At 34.8% G+C, this 20,406-nt stretch carries 15 protein-coding genes; 12 read left to right on the forward strand and 3 right to left on the reverse strand.

Features of this window, described 5'->3' with window-relative positions; translation table 11 throughout:
- Positions 1–95 precede the first annotated feature (95 nt).
- From hydG to AB1444_09950, 9 genes are all read left to right on the forward strand, one after another.
- Positions 96–1,484 (forward strand): [FeFe] hydrogenase H-cluster radical SAM maturase HydG, encoded by a 1,389-nt coding sequence (hydG, locus tag AB1444_09910; GenBank protein ID MEW6526969.1) that lies wholly within the window; start codon positions 96–98, stop codon positions 1,482–1,484.
- A complete protein-coding gene (gene hydE / locus AB1444_09915; GenBank protein ID MEW6526970.1) occupies positions 1,471–2,559 on the forward strand; it encodes a [FeFe] hydrogenase H-cluster radical SAM maturase HydE in 1,089 nt (362 codons plus the stop codon). Before hydG ends, hydE begins: the two co-directional genes overlap by 14 nt.
- Complete coding sequence (locus AB1444_09920) at positions 2,550–3,818, forward strand: GTPase (GenBank protein ID MEW6526971.1); 1,269 nt, start codon at positions 2,550–2,552, stop codon at positions 3,816–3,818. Before hydE ends, AB1444_09920 begins: the two co-directional genes overlap by 10 nt.
- A gap of 328 nt (positions 3,819–4,146) precedes the next feature.
- Positions 4,147–5,955, forward strand: coding sequence for an NAD(P)H-dependent oxidoreductase subunit E (locus AB1444_09925; protein MEW6526972.1), 1,809 nt, complete (start codon positions 4,147–4,149; stop codon positions 5,953–5,955).
- Between the two features lies 1 nt (position 5,956).
- A complete protein-coding gene (locus AB1444_09930) occupies positions 5,957–6,652 on the forward strand; it encodes a 2Fe-2S iron-sulfur cluster-binding protein (GenBank protein ID MEW6526973.1) in 696 nt (231 codons plus the stop codon).
- 28 nt (positions 6,653–6,680) lie between these two features.
- Entirely contained in the window at positions 6,681–7,220 is a 540-nt protein-coding gene (locus tag AB1444_09935) for an NADP oxidoreductase (GenBank protein ID MEW6526974.1), read from the forward strand.
- A 24-nt stretch (positions 7,221–7,244) separates the two neighbouring features.
- Entirely contained in the window at positions 7,245–8,693 is a 1,449-nt protein-coding gene (locus tag AB1444_09940) for a Ni/Fe hydrogenase subunit alpha (protein MEW6526975.1), read from the forward strand.
- A 2-nt stretch (positions 8,694–8,695) separates the two neighbouring features.
- Positions 8,696–9,178, forward strand: a complete 483-nt coding sequence (locus AB1444_09945) for a hydrogenase maturation protease (protein ID MEW6526976.1) — start codon at positions 8,696–8,698, stop codon at positions 9,176–9,178.
- Between the two features lie 27 nt (positions 9,179–9,205).
- Positions 9,206–9,580: a response regulator gene (locus tag AB1444_09950; protein ID MEW6526977.1), complete on the forward strand. Its 375-nt coding sequence runs from the start codon at positions 9,206–9,208 to the stop codon at positions 9,578–9,580.
- Positions 9,581–9,805: 225 nt separating this feature from the next.
- Here the strand turns inward: AB1444_09950 and AB1444_09955 are convergent, their stop codons facing one another.
- Both AB1444_09955 and tatC read right to left on the reverse strand, forming a co-directional pair.
- Positions 9,806–10,990, reverse strand: a complete 1,185-nt coding sequence (locus AB1444_09955) for a phosphoglycerate kinase (protein MEW6526978.1) — start codon at positions 10,988–10,990, stop codon at positions 9,806–9,808.
- 107 nt (positions 10,991–11,097) lie between these two features.
- Positions 11,098–12,096, reverse strand: a complete 999-nt coding sequence (gene tatC, locus AB1444_09960; GenBank protein ID MEW6526979.1) for a twin-arginine translocase subunit TatC — start codon at positions 12,094–12,096, stop codon at positions 11,098–11,100.
- Positions 12,097–12,439: 343 nt separating this feature from the next.
- On the opposite strand from tatC, the gene AB1444_09965 reads away from it, so the two are divergent.
- Together AB1444_09965 and AB1444_09970 are read left to right on the forward strand one after the other, a co-directional pair.
- Positions 12,440–15,439 (forward strand): PAS domain-containing protein, encoded by a 3,000-nt coding sequence (locus tag AB1444_09965; GenBank protein ID MEW6526980.1) that lies wholly within the window; start codon positions 12,440–12,442, stop codon positions 15,437–15,439.
- Positions 15,440–15,802: 363 nt separating this feature from the next.
- The gene (locus AB1444_09970) at positions 15,803–17,617 is read left to right on the forward strand and encodes a long-chain fatty acid--CoA ligase (protein ID MEW6526981.1); all 1,815 of its coding nucleotides are present in this window, start codon (positions 15,803–15,805) and stop codon (positions 17,615–17,617) included.
- A gap of 654 nt (positions 17,618–18,271) precedes the next feature.
- Here the strand turns inward: AB1444_09970 and ahcY are convergent.
- A complete protein-coding gene (gene ahcY, locus AB1444_09975) occupies positions 18,272–19,723 on the reverse strand; it encodes an adenosylhomocysteinase (GenBank protein ID MEW6526982.1) in 1,452 nt (483 codons plus the stop codon).
- Positions 19,724–19,833: 110 nt separating this feature from the next.
- On the opposite strand from ahcY, the gene AB1444_09980 reads away from it, so the two are divergent.
- Positions 19,834–20,361: a C40 family peptidase gene (locus tag AB1444_09980; protein MEW6526983.1), complete on the forward strand. Its 528-nt coding sequence runs from the start codon at positions 19,834–19,836 to the stop codon at positions 20,359–20,361.
- Positions 20,362–20,406 lie beyond the last annotated feature (45 nt).

Consider the following 20,406-nt stretch of genomic DNA (forward strand, 5'->3'; position numbering starts at 1 on the left):
TAAGTTTATCAGGTTAATGGGGTGTGAACAATCATGCCCCTTCTTTTTTTATAGTCTATTAGTGATATAATGAAATATGAGGAGATTTTATCAGGATGGAAACCTATATCGATGAACAATGTATAGTGAATACTTTACAAAATGTTACAGTAGATAGTTATGCCATAAAAGAAATACTGGCAAAAGCGAAGGAATTAAAGGGCCTGGATAGTAAAGATGTTGCTATATTAAGTGCAATCTCCACTGAAATGGCAAATGAGTTGTATGAAACAGCCGATTATATCAAAAAGCAGATATATGGGAATAGAATAGTTCTTTTTGCACCACTATATATTTCAAATTACTGTGCAAATGATTGTGTGTACTGCGCTTTTAGAGCAAGCAACAGAACAATAAAGCGAAATTATTTAACAATGGAACAAATAAAATGCGAAGTGGAAACTCTTGTAGAGCAGGGTCATAAACGGCTTCTTCTGGTAGCAGGTGAAGCATATCCGCCGTATAGCAGTAATAAAAGGGGTTTACAGTATATACTTGATGCAATAGAAAATGTATATAGCGTTAAAAAACGTAATGGAGAGATTCGCCGTTTAAATGTGAATATTGCTCCGTTAACAGTTGAAGAGTTTAAAGAACTTAAAGCAGCAAAAATTGGTACCTACCAGTTATTTCAAGAAACCTACCATAAAGACACATATAGTAAAGTACATCCAAAAGGGAAAAAAGCTGATTACCTATGGCGTCTTTTTGCTATGGACAGAGCAATGGAAGCAGGTATTGATGATGTGGGTATTGGTGTGCTTTTTGGTTTATTTGACTGGAAGTTTGAGCTTTTAGCAATGATGCAGCACATACAGCATTTAGAAAAAAATTTTGGGGTTGGTCCCCATACCATAAGTGTGCCCCGTATTGAGCCAGCCATCGATACCCCATTTTCACAGAATCCACCATATAGAGTAAGTGATGATGATTTCTTAAAAATAATAGCAATTCTACGGTGTGCGGTACCATATACCGGTATTATATTATCAACTCGTGAAGATCCACTTATGCGAAAAAAAGCATTGATGTTAGGTGTATCGCAAATTTCAGCAGGAAGTAAAACTAATCCTGGTGGATATTCGCTCAATGATGATGTTGATGCACAGTTTAGCATTGGTGATCATAGGAGCCTGGATGAAGTGATCTATGATTTAATTTCAATGGGTTTTATACCTTCATTTTGTACTGCCTGTTACAGATTAGGCAGGACAGGGGAAGACTTTATGGATAAAGCAAAACCGGGACTTATCAAGCAGTTTTGTACTCCCAATGGAATGGCAACGTTTATGGAATATCTATTGGATTATGCCAGTGAAAAGACACAATCAAAAGGAATGGCGTTAATACAATCAATGATGCAGCAAATGGAACCACCTATTGCTGCACGAACACAAAAGCTATTACAGCAAATAAAGAAAGGCAAACGGGATGTCTATTGTTAGTAGTGTGAATGCAATTTGTACAAAAGACAATGTTGATATAAATGATTGTGAATTTATATTGTCTATTACTGACAGCGATGCGGTTAATGAAATCTTTACGATTGCACGCAGTATAACAGATACAATTTCAGGAAGGAAAATATATTTACGTGGATTGATTGAAGTTTCTAATATATGCAGAAAAAACTGCTATTACTGTGGCATACGAAGAGATAATGCAAAGATACAACGGTATACCTTATCGTTTGATGAAATAGCATTGGCTATTCAGTATTGTTATGAAGCGGGTTTTGGTTCAATTGTGTTACAGGCAGGAGAACAATCGGGAGAAAATTTTATATCACTTATTACTAGATCTATTCAATATGCAAAAAGAATTAGCAATGGAAAGTTAGGCATTACTTTGTCATTGGGTGAACAAACGGAAGACACCTACAGAAAGTGGTTTGAAGCCGGTGCTGATAGGTATTTACTGAGAATTGAAACATCAGATCCTTTTTTATATGCAATGCTGCATCCCAAAGACCATTCGTTTAATAAACGTCTTGATTGTCTTTATACATTACAAAAGATTGGATATCAGGTGGGGACGGGAGTGATGATAGGTGTTCCCGGGCAAACAATCACTCATCTGGCACAAGATGTTCTTTTTTTCAAAAGGATGGATGTGGATATGATTGGTATGGGACCTTATGTAGTGCATCCAGATACTCCAACAGGAACTATCGCACAAAATCATTATAATAAAACAAAAATAGTGCAACGTACGTTACTTATGATTGCATTGACCCGCATAGTATGCAGGGATGTGAATATTGCTTCCACGACTGCACTTGAAGTGCTTGATGGTACTGCAGTGCTTAATAGTTTTTATGCAGGAGCCAATGTCAAGATGATAAATGTTACTCCTGAGCATTATAAACGCTACTACGATTTGTACCAGGGTAAAACTGAAGCAGGGGTAGCTGCTCATCAACAATTTGAACAACTTATAACAAAACACGGATTTGCAATTGCATATTACTCAAAAGGTGATCCCGTACATTTTTATACCAGGAGAGAACAATGTCGGTAGTTGTGGAGCGAGATATTATTGGCATTTTTGGATGTATGAACGCCGGTAAAAGCTCGGTGTTAAATTGTATTGTGCAATATGAAGCATCTATAGTTGATTCTACACCTGGGACAACAGCTGACACAAAAGAAGTATTATGTGAGATTCACGAGATTGGGCCAGTAAAACTTCTTGATACAGCAGGTATTGATGAGGGTGGTTTACTTGGTGAAAAAAAGCGAAAAAAGGTTTATGACAATTTAAAGGAGTGTGACTGTGTAATACTGGTTATTGATCCTTCGCGTAATCATTATGAGTACGAAAAAAAATTGATTGATGATGCACGCAACCTGCATAAGCAGATTCTTATTGTGTTCAATATTTTTACTGGTGAGAGTAGAGAAAAAATAAATGATATACGTAACACAATTCCAGCGCTAAAATTTTATGATTGGATTGCAATAAAAGCAAATGATACATCATACAGAAATGCCCTGATCCAGTTTATTGTTACTCACTATAGACCTAAATCAAAAGAAGCTCCTTTAATTCCTTTTTTAAAAAAGGATAATTTTTATGTACTCATAATACCTATGGATGAAGAAACACCAAAGGGCAGGTATTTACGACCACAGGCGATGGTGGAAGAATATATTACGCGGAATTGGTCATATCCTGTTTCATTTCGTTTGAATTTAAAAAAAGCCCGTGGAACACAAAAAGAAAAAGATGAAGAATATTCACGATTTGTAAAATTTTTATCATCAATAAAACACAAACCTCATTGTATATTTACTGATTCTCAGGCTATAGATGTTATGGGCAAATGGTGTCCTGATGATATATTGCTCACTACGTTCTCTATAATAATGATTAATTATCAAAGTGATGGTCGTCTTAAAAAATTTATTGAAGGTGTACTGGTTTTAGAATCGTTGCCTGAGAATGCATCAGTTTTGATTGCTGAAGCCTGTAATCATAATAGAATTGCTGAGGATATTGGTACAGTACAGATACCTAAAATGTTGTATAACAAATATCCCAATATAAAAGTTGACCATGCATTGGGTAAGGTATATGTGGACGTGGAAGATATTAAAAAATATTCACTTATTATTCACTGTGGTGGCTGTATGATATCAAGGCAGGCAATGATTGCCCGATTACATGATTATGAAATTGCAGGAGTACCGTATACTAATTATGGAATTTTTTTATCGTACATGCAAGGTAAAAAAATATTTGAGAAAGTTTTAACTCCCTGGTTATTGAATAGTTAAACAAAAATTTTAAAATTTTGAATCTTCCATAAAAATAGAAAAGATTTTCCTTTAAGGTATAATTTTTTTGATTATACTAATTAAAATAATATAACTATTTTTTAGTATTATTTTCAATATAATATTTTTATTTAGTTATTATAAAATGAATAATAATGATATATTAGTAACACATATTGGTAAAAATGTTTATATTTAAGATTTTTTTATTGAAAATAATATTCTGTATAAAAGGATTGTACTAATTACACTTCATCATTGTTTTCTTAGTAACTATTATTAAAATTTTTATAATCACATTATCAATTAAATATTAAAAAGAGGTAATATGGCAAGCTTAGATGCGGTTGTTAAACAGGTTGTTTCAAAGTACAAAAACGACAAGACCCGTTTAATGGACATCATCACAGATGTGCAGTCCGAATTAGGGTGTGTGTCGGATGAGGCTGTTAGTCAGATTGCTAAGCTACTTGATTGTTCAAAGGTTGATGTTGAAGGAGTGATAACATTTTACCACTTCTTTACAAAAACCCCAAGAGGCAAGTACACAGTATATCTGAATAACAGTGCGGTTGCTAATATGAAAGGCCGAGCTGCAATTGCAAAAGCATTTGAAGATGCTGTTGGCTGCAGCTTTGGAAGAACAACTTCTGATGGCATTATTGGATTGTACGATACTTCTTGTATCGGAATGAACGATCAGGAGCCTGCTGCTATCATTAATGGTATTGTTTTTACAAACCTTACTCAGGATAAGGTAAAAGAGATAGTAGCCGGGATGAAAGCCGGAAAAGATGTGAAGGATCTTGTAAAAGAGTACGGTGATGGTGCAAATCAGTCCGATTTGATCCGTGCAATGGTAAAGAATAATATTATGCGTAAAGGCCCGGTACTCTTTGCACCGTATGATCAAGGTTCTGCAATTAAGGCTGCACTTTCTAAGAAACCGGAAGATGTCATTGAAGAAGTAAAAATTGCTAATCTGCGAGGAAGAGGCGGTGCGGGTTTCCCAACTGGTATGAAATGGGAATTTTGTAGAAAGGCTGAAGGTGCAAAGCATTATGTTATTTGCAACGCAGACGAAGGTGAACCGGGAACTTTCAAGGACCGCGTAATTTTAACCGAGTTGCCTCATATGTTATTTGAAGGCATGGCTATTGCAGGTTATGCCGTAGGGGCCAATGAAGGTATTATATACCTTAGAGCTGAATACCTGTATTTGAAGAAATACCTTGAAAAGGTACTGGAAGATTTACGTGCCAAAAATATTCTTGGCAAAAACATTGCAGGCAAAGGATTTGATTTTGATATCAGAATACAGATGGGTGCGGGAGCGTATGTATGCGGTGAGGAATCAGCACTCATTGAATCAGCAGAAGGCAAGCGTGGTGAACCACGTAATCGTCCACCATTTCCGGTACAAAAAGGTTACCTGGGTTATCCTACAACGGTAAATAATGTTGAAACATTGTGTTGTGCAGTTCGCATCATGTTAGAAGGCGGTGAATGGTTTGCCAAGATGGGTACTGCACAGTCTAAAGGAACAAAATTATTGAGTGTTTCTGGGGATTGTCAGAATCCAGGCATATACGAGGTTGAATTTGGCACAACTGTCAATACATTATTAGAAATGGTTGGTGGAAGAAATGCAAAGGCTGTTCAGGTTGGTGGTCCATCAGGTACATGCATTGGCAAGAAAGATTTTGGACGAAGAATCTGCTTTGATGATCTTGCTACTGGTGGTTCAATTATTATCATTGGCCCGGATCGCGATCTTTTTGAAATAGTCCATAATTTCATGGATTTCTTTGTGGAAGAATCCTGCGGCTGGTGTGTGCCCTGTAGAGCAGGTAATGTTATATTAAAGCAAAAATTAGAAAAGATAATGTCAGGGAAGGCATCCACAAAAGATATTCAGGAACTTGAAGATTGGTGTAAGATAGTGAAAGCTACCAGCCGTTGCGGTTTGGGACAAACATCACCAAATCCAATATATACAACTATCCAGAATTTCAGAGAAATGTATGAAGCAAAAGTAAAGAAGGATACTGATTATGTATCTACATTCGATCTTTTAGCTGCTGTTGAAGAATCATGTAAAGCAGCAGGAAGAATTCCAAAGGTAGAGGAACACTAATATGAGTACTATAAATTTTACAATAGACGGAAAATCATGTAAGGCTAAACCCGGCCAAACAATTGTTGAAGCAGCAAAGGATAATGGCATCTATATCCCAACATTATGCCATTTTGAAGGGTTGAAACCAGCTGGTACCTGCCGCATCTGTACGGTTAAAGTTGGTGGCAGGAATATGGCTGCATGTACAACACCGGTAACTGAAGGAATGGTAGTAGAAAACAAAACTGCTGATCTGGAAGATTATCGCAAAGCTATAATTGAAATGCTTTTTGTAGAAGGCAACCATATGTGCCCAACATGCGAAAAAAGCGGTAATTGCGAGTTACAGGCGTTAGGATACCGGTATTTGATGATGGCACCACGGTTTCCATTCCTTTTCCCCAAGCGAACACTTGATGCATCATTACCTAAGATTGTGATAGAACGAAATAGGTGTGTTCAGTGTTTACGTTGTGTGCGGGGTGTAACAACAGCTGATGGCAAGCGCATCTTTGGTGTTGTTAACAGGGGCGGCCATGTTGAAATTACGGTAGATAAGGATTTAACAGCAACCATGACCGATGAAATGGCCCAGAAAGCAATGGATTTGTGCCCGGTTGGTGCTATATTGAAGAAAGAAGTTGGTTTTGCTATCCCAATTGGAAAGCGTAAATTTGATAGCAAGCCAATTGGCAGTGAAATTGAAAAAGCCTGATTTTAATGAAGATCTATGGAGGAATACAATGAGTAAACCAGTTGTCGCAACTGCTTCACTGGCAGGATGTTTTGGATGCCATATGTCCATTCTGGACATTGATGATAGAATTTTAAAGTTAATTGAATTGGTTGAATTTAACAAGTCACCAATTGATGATATTAAAACGTTCACCAAACAGTGTGATATTGGATTAATAGAAGGCGGATGCTGTAATAGTGAAAATGTTGAAAACTTGAAGTTGTTCCGCAAAAACTGTAAAATACTTATATCTGTTGGTGAATGCGCAATTATGGGTGGATTACCAGCAATGCGTAATGGTATCCCCGTAAAAGAATGCTTAGAAGAAGCATACTTGAAATGCCCAACAGTAGATGATAATATTATTCCCAATGATGATGAATTACCAATGATTTTGGACAGGGTATATCCATGTCATGAGATAGTTAAAATAGATTATTTTCTTCCCGGATGTCCACCACGAGCAGATTTAATCTGGGAGGCATTGGTAGCACTTCTTACCGGTAAAGAGTTAGAATTACCGTACGAAGTTGTTAAGTTTGACTAATTTTGTTTTAGGAGATTGAAGCATATGGCTAGAAAAATAACGATAGAACCTGTAACAAGGGTTGAAGGTCATGGTAAAGTGACCATTCAGCTTGATCCTCAGAACAATGTACTTGATTCACGTTTTCACATTGTTGAGTTTAGAGGATTTGAACGATTTGTTCAGGGCAGACCATACTGGGAAGCACCGGTTCTGGTGCAGCGCCTTTGTGGAATTTGCCCTGTTAGCCATCATTTAGCAGCAGCTAAAGCGATGGATGTTATTGTAGGTGTTGGCCCTGATGGATTAACACCCACTGCAGAAAAAATGCGTAGGCTCATGCATTATGGACAGATGTTCCAGTCCCATGCATTGCATTTCTTCCATTTAGTATCACCTGATTTATTGTTTGGAGTTGATGCAGATCCGGCAATACGCAATGTCATTGGTGTTGCTATGAAGTTCCCTGATTTAGCAGTACAGGGTGTTATGATGCGTAAATTTGGCCAGGAGATAATCAGAGCAACAGCAGGTAAAAAGATACATGGTACCGGAGCAATACCTGGTGGCATTAACAAGAACTTAAGTGTTCAGGAAAGGGATGAGTTCCTCAAAGGTGCTGATCCAATGAACATTAAAAAGATGATAGAATGGGCACAGGCAGCGCTAAATCTTTTTAAAGAATATCATAAGAAGAATAAAGATTTTATCGATGGCTTTGCAGCATTCCCATCAAATCATTTGAGCCTTGTTCGCAAAGACGGTGCACTGGATCTTTACCATGGAGTCCTGAGAGCAGTTGACGCTAATGGCAAGAAGATATTAAATGATGTTGATTATCAGGATTATCTCAGGTATGTAGGTGAGGAAGTCAGATCCTGGAGTTATATGAAGTTCCCATATCTCAAGTCATTGGGCAAAAAGGATGGATGGTACCGGGTAGGGCCGTTGGCACGACTCAATACTGCTGATTTTATCCCAACACCGCTGGCACAGAAAGAATTTGAAGAATTCAAAGCATATACAAATGGCAAACCCAATAATATGTCAATGCATATGCACTGGGCACGTTTAATTGAATTATTGCACTCAGCAGAAATGATTGAGCAGCTTTTAAATGACCCTGATCTGCAGGGTGACAAGCTTGTTGCTAAGGGTACAAAGGTTAAAGAAGGTGTTGGATTAATTGAAGCACCACGAGGTACATTGTTCCATCACTATCGCATAAATGATAATGACCAGATTGAAATGGCTAATCTTATTGTTTCCACTACCAATAATAATGAGCCAATGAACAGAGCAGTTAACTGGGTAGCGGTTAATCAGATCAGTGGCAAAAAGGAAATTACTGAAGGCATGCTCAATGCAGTTGAAGTTGCAATACGTGCCTATGACCCATGTTTAAGCTGTGCAACACATGCTATTGGGAAGATGCCTCTGGAAGTTACATTGGTTGATGCTGAAGGCAATGTTGTAGATCAGAAAAGGAAGTAAGCATGCTGAATAATGTTAAGTGCCTGGTATATGGATATGGTAATCCTGGAAGACAGGATGATGGCCTGGGTGTGGAGCTGGCATTAAGGATTGAAAATGATGAACATTTGAGCAAGTATGTTGATGTGGATTATAATTATCAACTCAACATTGAAGATGCATTAACCATTTCAGAATATGATCTGGTTATCTTTGCAGATGCGGCACTTAACATTGATAAATCGTATGAATTAAATAAGATTCAGCCGGCACATACAATTACATTTACAACTCACGAATTGTCGGCTGAATCTATACTTGCACTTTGCCAGGATCTATATAATAAAAAACCTGAATGCTATATGCTGGCAATCAGGGGCTATGAGTGGGAAATGGGGTTGCCTATGACCAGTAGGGCAAAGTGTAATTTAGATGATGCATATACATTTTTAACAGAATTCATTGAAAACCAATTTTCTCGCTGTATAGCGGGCAAAGGGATTTAATTTTACTACTAACCAGGAGTGATAAGTATGGCAAATAAGAAAATTATCTTAGTAATTGATGATGACCCGGATATTTTAGATTCTATCAAAGCTATTCTTTCAGCAAATGGATTTGATGTAGTTACTGCAATGAGTGGAAAAGAAGGTATTGACGCTGTTGCAAGCAGCAAGCCAGATCTCATTTTATGTGATATGATGATGGAAAGAATAGATGCAGGTACAAAAGTTGCCCAGGAAATTAAGAAAAGCAACCCTTCAATACCAATTTATCTTTTAAGCAGCATTGGTACGGCAACTGCAACTAATATTGAAATCGATAAGTTAGGTTTTAATGGTGTTTTCCAGAAACCGGTTAATCCGGATAATCTGGTGTCAACAATAAAGAAAGCACTTAATATGTAGTAACTATCGCATAACATAGTGTTTAAAAATTATTTTTATTATGGTATTAAAAAAGCGGGTTATCATAAAACCCGCTTTTTTATTTTTATGTGCGATAGTTACTGGTAATAGGCACCTCTAAAAACTACTTTCTTCTTAAAATTATTCATGTAATAGAAAGTAGTTTTATCCTCTCTATTGTGCTTACAAGGGAACATCCTTAAAAAACAGTTTTTAAAAGTTCCCTTATTTATCCAGAGCTTTAACGGCCGGTAAAAATTTGCCTTCCATAAGTTCTAAAAATGCACCACCTGCAGTGGAGATATATGTCATCTTGTCAGCATAACCTGAAGAATTAATTGCTGCACCAGTATCACCGCCCCCAATGACACTGGTACAACCTGACTCAGCAACTACTTTAGCAATTTCGCCAGTGCCTTCAGCAAATTCTTTTGTTTCAAAAGCACCTAACGGGCCGTTCCATATAACTGTTTTTGATTGTTTTATAATTTCTGAAAACTTTTTACGGGTAGCAGGGCCAATGTCAACACCTTCTTTGTTATCTGGAATACTGGTAATTGGAACGACTTCCTTGCCTTCCGGGCTGTCAAACTTGTTAGCTACAACAATGTCTTCTGGCAATAGTAAGTTGACATTATGCTTTTTTGCCAGTTCAATAATTTCTTTTGCTGTAGTAAGCTGGTCATCTTCAACAACAGATTTACCAATATTATATCCCAATGCCTTTAAAAAAGTATATGACATCCCACCACCTATAAGAAGGTTGTCAACTTTAGGAATTATATTTTTTAGCACATCAATTTTTGTGGAAATTTTTACACCACCAATAATAGCTGTTACTGGTTTTTGTGGCTGTACTAACGCCTTTTTAAAATACTCAAGTTCATCTTTCATTAAAAAACCTGCAACACATTCTTTAACATAACGTGTAATAGCTTCGTTAGAAGCATGTCCACGGTGAGCTGTTGCAAATGCATCATTAACGTAAACATCTGCCAATGAACCTAATAATTTACCAAAATTTTCATCATTTTTTTCTTCTTCAGGGTAAAACCTTATATTTTCCAATAGTGCCACATCACCTGGTTTTAATTTGTTAATTTCATCCTGAATCCCCTGTGTAATAGGTTTATCTATAAATACCACATCTTTTTTTAATAACTCTGAAAGTCGTTTTGCAACAGGCTTTAGTGACATTTCAGGTACTGGTTTTCCTTTTGGCCTTCCTAAGTGAGATACTAAGATTACTGTTGCATTTTGCTTTAAACAGTATTCAATAGTTGGCAATGTTGAAGTAATTCTGGTATCGTCAGTAATATTCATATTTTTATCATACGGTACATTGAAATCTACACGTATTAAAACCTTTTTATTGCTGACGTTGCTCTGATCCAGATATTTTATTGCCATAATTCACCTCTCAATTATGTTTTATTAAAAACTATTACCATGAAACAAACATCAAGATATATATCAACGAAAACATAGCGTCATACATAAGCAAAATTGTCAAATAGTTATTGTGTAAGTTCTTTTCGCTTTTTTCGTATAACAATGAATTTTGAAATTATTATCGATAGTTCATATAAAAGCATCAAAGGTACCGCTACAAGAGTTAATGTCAATGGATCAGTTGTTGGTGTTATAACAGCAGCAAAAATCCATATCAGGACTATCGCATATTTTCTTTTGCTGATTAAAAATGATGGTGAAACTATACCAATGCGGGTTAGTATCATGATTATAATGGGCATTTCAAATGTGATGCCGATAGCCACTGCAAATAAAATTGCAAAATTAAAGTATTTTGAAGCATTTATCATATTTTCCATGTCAGGAGGAGTGAAGCTAAGGAGCACTTTAATTGATAACGGCAATAAATAAAAATATGTAGCTCCTAGACCAGTGTAAAACAATATAACAGCTGCAATAATAGAATATACTGCAAATTTTCGGTTATCAATATCTATGGCTGGTTTTATATATTGCCATAAATGATACACAAGTAAAGGCAAGCCTATAAGCAGTCCCATCACAAAAGAAGCCTTTATTCGCAACACAAACCCTTCTACCAGATTAAATATATTTAATTTAAAACCTGACTCTATGAATGGCTTGTTAATTGCATCCAGCAAAAAGTCAGAGAAATAAAATCCTAATACAGTTAATGCTATTACAGTAACCAACACAATGAGCAATCTTGAACGGAATTCATCCAGATGATCCACTATATTCATTGGTTTATCCCCACGACGCAATGCATCGGGGTCTACTTCCACTTCCTCTGGTGAATCGTTATTTACATTTTCATCTGCTTCCTTTATTAAAGCTTCTATCAAATTTTTTTCTGGTTTCTTCTGGTCTTTATTTGTATGAGCAGCCTGTGCTTGTGTTTCCTGTCCAGAAGGTTTCTTTGCTCGTGATTTACTTTTGCTGGCTTTCATTTCTTTTTTGGTTTTAGACTTTACTGTACTTTTTTTCTTCTTAGAATTTTTAGAATTTTGTTCTTTTGCCAATGTTAGAGCTCCATATAATAAGTATTATGTTAAAATTAAATTAGATTATTACAATTTCAAACGAAGTCAGAATCAATCAATTAAAAAAAATATTTCTGAAAGTATTATAAATTTGTCAAGTGTTAATCTAATACGTAATTGAATCATACAATGTGTTTATATGGTTATATCTTGACAATTAGGTACTAATATTGTATTATTAAGCCATAGTAGTAACTATAGAAATATTTGTTTATTATTCTATTATTGGTAGTATGTATAAAATCTTCATGGAATAAAATATAGTTTAATCCAAATTATACAAATTGTTACTAAAATGTTCAATCAGTATAAATATCTTGATATGATTGAGACTCCAATAATTGTCAGCGATAATTCTGGCAGAATAAAATATGCCAATCTATCTATTTTGCACAATAGTAAATTATTATTACACACTGAGAATTTAAAAAAAAATAGAAATATTTTTGATATTTTTCTATTAAACAAATTTCAACAAGAAGAAGTTTATAAGGTTTTAAACAATAAAGTACAGGAAAACAAAATAGTAACAGATACGTTTGAATTACATATCAGCCGTATAAATAAGAATCGAATATTATTACAAATAAAAAATAAACAAATACAACAGTTAAAATATTCAGATCTTACTCAAAAAAACGAAGACAATGTAAAGTTTTCATCAGCCCCCTTTTTTTCTGCTTTTGACCTTCTTGATGATCTAATCCACATTACTGATAAAAAAGGTTTAATAGTTTTTGCTAACAAAGCAATTAAAAAGTTATTTGGCGATATCAGAGGGCAATATTGCTATGAAGTGTTTGCTGGTGAAAATGATTATTGTCCTGATTGTAAATTAAGTTTAGTACTGGATGGTAATACCATTCGATATGAAGTTAAATTGAACAAAAATAATCAATATTACGATGTTATAAACTCCCCATTTGTAGATTTTGATGGCAATGTTTATAAAATTTCTATAATGAGAAATCTTGAAGAAATAGTTGAGAAGCAGAATACATTGGTATTGTTTCAAAATGCAATAAACAGGTCAAGAAATTTGGTATGCTTTGCAAATGAAAATGGAGAAATATTATATGCCAATGATACGTTTATAAAATATTTTGGTGAGAATTATAAAGAAGAAAATAATATATTACGATTAATGAACTATTCAAAAGATGATGTATATCAATCTTCAGACAATAAAGAAATAAAGATTACGATAGGTAATAATGAAATTTATTTTAAAGTATTTATTTATCCCATTCAATCATTAAGTAATGAAACGATATTTGTTTTTATTGCAAGTGATATTACTGATCTAAAAAAATTAGAAAACAAGATAGCTATTGAAAAAAATTATTTTCAAAGTATAATTGATAATACAATTGATGGTTTTTTTGTTATTGATAAAAATCAAAAAATAATAGATTGTAATCCTTCCTTCCAAAAAATGTTTCATATAACTCCGGATAGCTTTGCTACAGTAACATTAGCCGAGCTTTTTGACCCTACATATAAAAGAGAATTTGAAAAAAAGATAAATTATCTTAAAAAGTCGCACATATCACAAATAACGGAGGTGAGCAGTACAAACAACGGATTTAAAAATTATATAATAAGTTTGAATTACTTATCTACATCTGAAAGTGAGAATGAACACTATTATGGCTTTGTGAAAGATATCACCGATATTACCCGCCTCCATAAAATTATTGAGAATGAACGAAATTATAACAGAAGAATAATTGAAACGGTTACATTGGGTTTTGTGGTTATAAATGAATTTGGGGAGATTATTGATTATAATAATGCTTTTTTACATTTAATTGAGCGTACTGGTCAAAATGTCAAAGGCGAAATGTTTAGCTCATATATAAAGCCTGTGAACAAACAAAATATGGAAGATCTTACAAATTCTTCTCCGGATATGTTACGGGATTTTGAAGCTATTATAATAACTGCAGATAATCAGGAAAAGAATGTAATAGTATCAATGTCAAAACTATATGACATTTTAGGTAATTATTTAGGTAATTTTGCATTTATTCGTGATATTACTCATCAGAAAAAAATTGAAAATGAGATTGTACAGCAATCCCATCAGATTATTGAATTAGTAAATTCATTAACTAAGTTTACTGCAAGTGTTGTTCGTATTGAGGACATAGATAATTTATTATTACAAATTCATTCATTTATAAATAGCATATTAAATCCAGATTATTTAGAAATTCTAGTATTTTCCATCGATAGGTATATAAGTCATAAGTATATCAATAATGAACATATAATTACTAATACAGAAATAAGTTATAAAACTTCTTTTATCATTCAGAAATTAACAAAAAGCAAAACCATGATGTTTATAACCAACCCCACAATAGAATTAAACGATGAAGATCAATTATTGTTTAGTAATGTTATGAGATTTAAAAATATAATTTTTACACCAATTTTTATTGGGAAAGATCTTAAAATGATTATTCTTGTAGCTTTCAATAAAGAAGTTAAATTTATAAATAATATCATTATTACTATTTTAACCAGTGTATCAAATTTAATTGCAATTGCATTTGAAAAAATAACTTCCATAGCTGAACAGGTAAAAATGAAGGAGGCTCTTGATAGATATGAGAAATTGGTTGCTATAGGTAGAATAATAGCAGGGGTTGCTCATGAAATTAATAATCCTTTATCAATTATGCAATTGGATATCTCTGAATTGGACCAAAAACTTGATCAAGGGGATTATGATCAGGAAATTAAAGATATTATCAGGTCTTTACTTGAAGAAATACAGCGTATAAGTAATATTGTTAAACAACTTAAAGATTATGCTAAACCTGCAGCATTGAATGATGATATAATAAATCTCAATGAGATATTCCGGACATATCCATTAAAAATACTTACCAAAAATATTCAAAAAAAAGGTATACCTATTACTATCAATGTACCAAAACAAAAAATATATGTAAAAATGCCTTTAACACGGTTAATTCAGGTAATTATGAATATTCTTACAAATGCAGAGGATGCAGTTGTTGAAAAAGGTGAGGGTAGTATACATATTGATATATCCCCTGAGCAGAGAGGAGAAAACATATTTGCTCGATTATCGGTAAAGGATACTGGAATAGGGATTCATGAAGAAAATAAACATTTATTATTTGAACCTTTTTTTACTACAAAACCTAAAGAAGGTACAGGGTTGGGGCTATCAATTTCGTATTCAATTATAAAGAGTTACGATGGAGAAATAGAAATAGAAAGCACAAGAGGTGTGGGAACAGAAGTTATTATATTATTGCCATTTTATAAAAAAAACGTAATATAACAAACAAGAAAGATAGATAGAAATTTTCTATCATAATATATACTAAGTAAAAAAATTTCTTCAATGGTTACTATTATTCAGCAATTATAGTACTTGAAATTCCTCATAGTTAAAAAATAATTTAGATCCACTAATTATTCCTAAATGTGGAAATTTGAATAAAATAGTGTACACCCCCGGCGCCTTCGGCGGTGGGGGTGTACACTATATTCATTATGAAATTTATTAAGGAATTATTGCTGATTTAGATCCATAAAAAAATATTGAATATATGTTGACATAATAAATATTGTATTCACATATAATAAAATTGATAAAAATACATATTATTGTATATTAAATATTATCTATACGGAGGATCTTATGATTCAGTATTCAGAATCGTCTATGCCTGCAATATTTCAAAAGCAGGTCAAAAATTTAGGTGATCAAGGATGTGTTTCTTACAAGAAGGATGGAGTATATGTTGATCTATCCTGGAATCAAATGGATCAACTTATACGAAATTTTGCATATTATCTTCTTTCATTAGGTATAAAGAAGGGTGCTAAAATTGCACTTTTTTCTCCCAACCGGTATGAATGGTTTGTTGCAGATATGGCAATTTTGTCAATTGGTGCTGTTAATGTTCCCATTTATGCAACCAACTCATCCGAAGAAGCATATTATATCATTGATAATTCAGATAGTGTGCTGTGTATTGTTGGGACTGAGGATCATTTAGAGAGGATTTTAAAAGTAAAAAAAAGATTACCTAAAGTAAAACAGATTATTGTATTTGATGAGATAAAAGGTAAAAAACCAGGAGTAATAACACTTGCTCAGGCTATTGAAAAAGGAAAAACATATAAGAATAAACAGGAATTTGAAAAAAGGATAAAATCTATAAGGAAAGATGATCTGGCTACAATTATTTATACATCAGGAACTACCGGGAATCCTAAAGGAGTAATGCTAACCCATGGAAATTTTGTAGCTAATGTTAATCAAATACTGTATGATTTTAGTGATTATGTAACGTATAAAGATGTTTGTTTATCTTTCTTACCATTATCACATTCACTTGAGAGAACTGCTGGGTACTATCTGGCTATTGCCGGTGGTGCAAAAATAGCTTATGCTGAAGATTTTTCAACAGTACCTCAAAATTTGGCTGAAATTAGACCAAATTTCATAGTGAGTGTCCCCCGATTATATGAAAAAATCCATGCAGGAATTCTTGCCCGTGCTGCTGATGTTAAGGGAATAAAAAAAGCATTATTTAACTGGTCATTATATGTTGCAAAGAAGAACACACCTTATGTTTGCCAGGATAAAAAGCCAAAAGGGCTATTGGGTTTTCAGGTACGGTTGGCTGATAAACTTATCTGGTCTAAATTGAAAGCTGCATTAGGATTTGACAGGATACGAATAGCTGTATCAGGTGGTGGCCCGTTAGCAGTTTCGGATGCAGAATTTTTCCTTGGGATGGGAATAGTTATTCTTGAGGGATTTGGCCTTACTGAAACAACTCCAGTAACTAACGTAAACAGGCCAGGTATGATTCAGCCAGGATCAGTTGGACCAGCTTTAAAGGATACAATTATTAAAATTGCAGATGATGGGGAAATTTTAATAAAAGGCCCACAGGTAATGAAGGGGTATTATAAAAATCCAAAAGCTACAAAAGAAGTCTTCACTAAGGATGGTTTTTTTAAAACAGGTGATATTGGTGTCATTGATGAAAAAGGAAGATTATATATAACCGGCAGGATTAAAGATATCATTGTGACAGCAGGTGGTAAGAACATTTCCCCACAAAATATTGAAAATAGCCTGAAAGAATCAAAGTATATTGAGCAGGTAGCAGTAATTGGGGATAGACGAAAATATCTATCGGCTCTTGTTATCCCATCTTTTGAGGAGCTTGGCAAATGGGCTAAAAAACAAGGCATTGAATTTTCAAATAATAAAGAACTCATTGAAAATGATAGGGTGAATGAATTAATTGCTCAGGAAATCCAGAAATATACAAAGCAATTTTCACGTGTTGAGCAAATAAGAAAATTTAAACTGTTAGAAGCTGAATGGAGCCAGGCAAGCGGTGAACTTACTCCAACATTAAAAGTAAAACGCCGGGTTATTGAACAAAAGTATGCAAAAGAAATTGAGTCAATGTATCCAAAAGATATTGACTGAAAAATGAGCAATATACTGAAGAGGCCGTCTCAAAACAAACCGTGGGGCTCGCAATGACGCGGGTGCAATGTCATTGCGAGCTGTAGCGCTTGTTCTGAGCTTGTCGAAAGGAAACAATCTCAATGCCGCAGAAGATGAGATTGCCAGGCGCCTGCGGCGCTCGCAACTATGGGATTGCTTTGTCACTTCGTTCCTTGTAATGATGCGTGTGCAAAGCTATTGCAAAGAGGGGGTGTCCCAAAAGACACCTCTTTTTTTTAAAAAAATTAATTTTTAAACAAATAATATGACGTTTAATTGCCTCAAGATAAAACAACAAAAACCATCAAATTCGGTATTTAAGGAATTCAATCATAACCATGGATGACTGTTCACACCAAATATCAATGATATGGTCTCTTAGAATTATCTGATGCAAACAGTGTGCGTTATAGTGGACTGGATGTACGTAAGAATACTTTATGCAAAATATTGGGGCGGCGATTTTTAATTTTTTTCAATATCATGTACTTAAAAAATAAACAAGGCCGCCATGCGGTAAAATTATGACGGCCCTGTGGTAACTTCTCTTACATAATGAGATTGATTTGCTTAGCTTGATATGATGTATGAGCAAATCCTTCATTACGAAACATAAAGCAACAATGCAATCTATTAATACCTGTAATGGTCAGGTTTATATGGGCCATCAACTTCTATGCCCAGATAGGCAGCCTGTTTTGGTGTTAGCCGTGTTAATTTTACTCCCAATCTTCCTAAGTGCAATCGTGCAACTTCTTCATCTAATTTTTTTGGCAGTGTATATACTTTCTTTTCAAGCTTCTTTGTTGCCAGTTCAATTTGTGCAAGGGTTTGATTTGTAAAACTTGTGCTCATAACAAAGCTTGGATGTCCGTTAGCATTACCCAGGTTGACAAGCCTTCCTTCTGAAAGTACAATAATTGACCTTCCCGATTCCAGTATCCATTTATCAACCTGAGGCTTAATATTTATTCTTTTGCATTTTTTATTATTTTCCAGATAGCTCATTTCAATTTCACTGTCAAAATGACCAATGTTACACACTATCGCCTCATCTTTCATCCGTTCCATATGCTCACCGCGAATGACATCACAGCAGCCTGTCGCAGTTACAAAGATATCACCAATTTCAACAACATCTTCCAGTGTTTTTACTTCATACCCTTCCATTACAGCCTGCAGCGCACAGATTGGATCAATCTCAGTAACTATCACCCGTGCTCCAAACCCCCGCATAGATTGTGCACAGCCTTTGCCAACATCACCATAACCGCATACTACAACAACTTTACCTGCAACCATAACACCGGTTGCTCGTTTAATCCCGTCTGCTAAAGATTCCCTGCATCCATAGAGATTATCAAATTTAGATTTTGTAACCGAATCGTTAACATTAATAGCTGGAAACAAAAGTTCGCCAGTTTTCTCAAGCTGATACAACCTATGAACGCCGGTGGTTGTTTCTTCCGAAACACCTCTGATCTTTGATGCAATAGTAGTCCATCGTTTTGGATTGGTTGCCACCGACAATCGTAATCTATCTATAAGACATTGCATATCTTTACTGTCATATACTTGATCCAGTATTGATGGGTCCTTTTCAGCTTTAACGCCCATATGAACAAATAATGTTGCATCACCACCATCATCAACAATAAGGTCAGGTCCGCTTCCGTCAGGCCATATAAGGGCCTGTTCAGTGCACCACCAGTATTCTTCAAGTGTTTCGCCTTTCCATGCAAAGACAGCAGCAGTTCCCGCTTTAGCTATGGCAGCAGCCGCATGGTCCTGGGTAGAAAAAATATTACACGATGCCCAGCGAATATCTGCTCCAAGGTGATGAAGTGTTTCAATGAGCATTGCTGTCTGAATGGTCATGTGAAGGCTGCCACTGATTCGCATGCCTTGTAATGGTTTCTGGCTTCCATATTTCTTGCGTAATGCCATGAGTCCCGGCATTTCATTTTCAGCTAACTGTAACTCCTTCCTTCCTAAATCTGCCAGTGAAATATCCTTTACCTTATAGGGAATATTTGCATCATATTCAAGAATACTGGTACTATCTTTACGTAATGGCTGAATCATATTACACCTCGTTTGTATTAATTTTCTTATATATGTATTACACTATCCAAAGTAGTGGTGTGTATATTGTCAATATAAATATTATAGTAAGCTTTGTCGATGCTAATACTATGAGTAAAAAAAATTATTGTATTATACTGTCTATAGTGATCATGACATTAATATCATGTGTGCCTTCACAGTGGCAATACAGGAACATCCCTTTAAAAAGAAAACAAATCATCAATACAGCAACACAATATATTGGCACACCCTACAGGCATGGTGGCACAACACCGTTGGGTTTTGATTGTTCGGGTTACGTGTTTTATGTGTATAATAAAAATGGTATTCACATACCACGGAGTACAGCACAACAATATACAAAAGGGCAAAAAATACCGTATAAAATGGCCCAGCCTGGCGATCTTCTCTTTTTCAGGATTAACATGAATACAATATCACATGTTGGCATTTATGTTGGGAATGATACATTTGTCCATGCTCCCAGCAGCGGGAAATATGTACGCTATGATTCCATCAATAATCCATACTGGAAAAAGCGTTTTTTTGGAGCTGTCTCCTATTTTAAAGCTTTGCCAGTACAACCTATTATTAATGGGGGTGATAGTTACCGGGAGGAGTGTTTTGTTTGGTAGAAAAAAATATTGAAATGTGAATAAATGTTGACAAAATGTAAATAT

This window comes from Spirochaetota bacterium, from assembly GCA_040756435.1.
GTDB lineage: Bacteria > Spirochaetota > UBA4802 > UBA4802 > UB4802 > UBA4802.